Here is a 3,302-nt window from a genome sequence, read left to right as displayed (position 1 = left end):
TGTGGATTGGTTTGGATTGTCAATACTGGTGTATAGGTTTCCGAAAATAGCTGTTAAGTTTAGATTAATGAGAGTACTGGAACCATAAACATTTCCGATTTTTGTTTTATCTGTACTGTGAACTCTTGCACCTGTAATGATGTTTGTGGTGTCAAATTCTTGTGTGGCTTCAGCTATTTCAGGAGTTGTTAAATATAGTCCGGTATTGAAGAAATCATCTTTTGTATATGGTTCTATATGTATTATCCCGTATTTATCAAAGTAAACATCAATATATGCACCACTACCTAATACTAATGCTCTTATTGCTTCAATCCAACTTTTACCTCTGAAAATCATTCTTGACTTTTCAGTCATGGGATTGAAATTAAAAGTACTGCCCCAGTATTTCTGTTCATATTGGTAAGCAGGTCGTAAGCCGGATAATACTTTTTTAAATTCATTGAGTTTAACTTTAGATACTGCACCAACTGTTGAAACTCCACCTTGAGTGATTAAGAATTGTAATATTCTATGAACACTCTTTTTAATGTTGATTAATTCAAATTTGCCTTGATATGCTCGGCTGTGGTCTTGACATTGATATTCATATAATCCTGTTTTATGATCATACTGTACATCTAGAATAATTCCGCCGAAATCTTCATGCATTGGTGTGGTGACCATTACACAGAATACTCCTGTTGTCAGGTCAAGGTATTGTGGTGTTGTGAATGATGCAGTTTTACTTCTGAAGTCAGTTTCTTTAATCTGGTATTTACTCCAGTGGATATTATTATAGTTTTTCCAGTCAACCCATAAGTTGCGTGCATCTCCTTTTCTGCAAACAAGAATGTTAACATTATTTGGTGCATGATTAGCATTTGGTATTATTGTATTTGTTTTTTTAATAGCAACCATTACTATTCACCTCATGCCTGACATAATGCTTTCCATGTTGCTTTATCAACTTTACCAGTTACATCTAAACGTTTGCTTAAATATTTTTTACCTGTTGGAAGTGATTGTCCATTTTTAACATTAATAGTTTTTTTATGTGTTTTATTGTATTTCTGTTGGAATTTCTTAACTGCTTTTTTAGTTTCTTTACCGTACCATCCATCAACTTGTTTTTTACTTAGTAAGCCATTTTTATAAAGTATTTGTTGCATGTATTTAACGCATTTTACAGTTTTTTTCTTTTTACTATAAACCAATACTTTATAATTACACTTGGATAAGTTAACGTTAACAGTTGCTTTTTTGTTTTTTGATTTTTGTGCTGTTTTTGCTTTTTGCAATGCTTTTAAAACTGCACTGTTATCATTTTTATATTTGTATAATTTTAATGGAGTGTAGGTTGTGAATTCTAATTCCCAAACAGTACTATCTATAAATGTTTGTTTACGGTTTGGATTTTTACTTATAATATATTGACCGTCAGGAACATCTATTGCATCAGTGACAACTGCAATTGGAGACATATGAATAAACCAGTCATGCAATACATCTTTAACTGCTTTTTCATTCCATTTATCAGTTTTTTTAATTATTATAGTGACTTTAAATGTTATGCCACCATACCCATTGTTGAAAAACTGTTTATATAAAATATCTCCAGATTTATTTAAATCTGTAATATTAATATTCATATTAGGAATAGTGTCGATTCCTTTGCTTTGATCAACTCTTAAATGTAGATAGTCATTGACATCTACACCCACATTACTTTTGAAATCCATTATATTTAAAAAAGTCAAATTTAATCACTACTCCATAATTTTTTTTATGTTGTTCTTCCAGCAGTTTCGTTATCAAACGCTAAGTATCTTCTTAATGCTTCGAGTATTTGGTTAATACGTTCTTCATCATCAACACTTCCAATGTTCAATATTAAGTCACGTATACTTGGATTGTTGCCATCATTGTTATTGTTAGTATAGTTTACAATGCTTGAGTTGGCTGTATCTTCATAGTTTAATCCTAATGCAGGGTTTCCGAATTCATCAACAACATCTTCACCTAATCTTCCAATATTTGTTAATAATGTTCTTGATTGTTCAGGGATGTTTTCACCCATTTCGGTTACTTCCCATTCTAATGTTCTTTGCATTGTACCTGGACTTGCAATACCTAAGGCACTAAGGAAATTCTTAACAGCATTTACTCCTGCATCCCAGAATTTCTGAGGTAATGTTGCAGCCCATTCTCCAACAGTTGATAACATATTATTCAATTCACCTGAAAGTTTTCCAGGCATTTGAGTGATGTAACCTATGAAGTTAGATACGCTTCGACTACCTGCACTGATCATGTTTTGCACGAAGTTATTTCCAAAGCCTAATGCTCTTGCTATCATGTTCATGAATATCATTCCAAGTTGCAATGGTAATGTTGCGATAAATGCCATTACACGCAATACTGTATCAATAATACTATTTCCGGTAATGCTGACATTTTGAGGCAGTAATCCTCCCAATGTTATTATGTAATTCCATAGATTCTGCAATGCTCCAATTATCCAGTTAACTGCATTAATTATTGATGAGTACATGATTTGACCAACCCACATGAAAGTTTGGCCTAATCCATCAATCGCAGCCCGTACTTGCTCATTGTTAAAGTATAAGTATCCAAGTATGGCCACTAATGCTATGATGGCCAGCACCACTAACATTATTGGGTTTGCGTCCATTGCAATATTTAATAACCATTGTGCAGCAGCACTTGCTTTTGTTGCAATAGTAGATAATATTTCAGCATTTCTTAAGGTATTCATGGATTGTGCTAATGTTACTAAACCGTTAATTCCAACAGCATAACTTCCAGCTTGCCCTATTAATCCCATGAAACTTCCCATTGGTTCCAGGACAGGGGACATTTGAAGACTTACATCTTCCCATGCAGCACCTATCTGGTCCAGAATGGTTTTATGCTCTGCTTCTTCATCTGCAAGTTGTTGTAATTTTCCTTCATATTCTCCTGTAATTTGAGTTGCATTGGATAAGGCCCCACTTTGCATTCCAAGTGATTGTTCAATAGCAGTTATGTCACCATTATTGTCTTTTAATACTTTAGATAGTTCACTACCCATTTTCATGCCTTGAACACCTTGTTGGGATAATTTCTGCATGATTAAAACCAATTGGTCAGTGTTCAAACCATACTCATTAATAGTTGAAGCTTGACGTTTTAAAACAGTAGTTAATGTATCCGCTCCACCATTGACATTAGATTGAGCGTAAGCGATTGCATTAAACGATGAAGGTAAATTATCAGCAGAAACACCAACAGATTGCAAGTCGGAGGCCAAGCGGTCTTAG

The 3,302-nt window shown here is 33.7% G+C and carries 3 protein-coding genes; all 3 read right to left on the bottom strand.

What is annotated here, in order from left to right; translation table 11 throughout:
- On the bottom strand, nucleotides 1–900 hold a 900-nt coding region (locus tag ACKI2P_RS03865; RefSeq protein ID WP_407375188.1), incomplete at its 3' end, for a hypothetical protein.
- 11 nt (nucleotides 901–911) lie between these two features.
- Complete coding sequence (locus tag ACKI2P_RS03860) at nucleotides 912–1,721, bottom strand: peptidoglycan-binding protein (RefSeq protein WP_407375186.1); 810 nt, start codon at nucleotides 1,719–1,721, stop codon at nucleotides 912–914.
- A gap of 44 nt (nucleotides 1,722–1,765) precedes the next feature.
- Nucleotides 1,766–3,280, bottom strand: a complete 1,515-nt coding sequence (locus tag ACKI2P_RS03855; protein WP_407375184.1) for a hypothetical protein — start codon at nucleotides 3,278–3,280, stop codon at nucleotides 1,766–1,768.
- Nucleotides 3,281–3,302 lie beyond the last annotated feature (22 nt).

Origin of the sequence: Methanobrevibacter sp. (assembly GCF_045541095.1) — an archaeon.
Classification (GTDB): Archaea; Methanobacteriota; Methanobacteria; order Methanobacteriales; family Methanobacteriaceae; genus Methanocatella.
This window is presented reverse-complemented; position numbering and strand designations above follow the sequence as displayed.

Bases quoted from the DNA above. Each gene is read 5' to 3' on its own strand.
- ACKI2P_RS03860 (WP_407375186.1), bottom strand. From the start codon at position 1,721: ATGGATTTCAAAAGTAATGTGGGTGTAGATGTCAATGACTATCTACAT.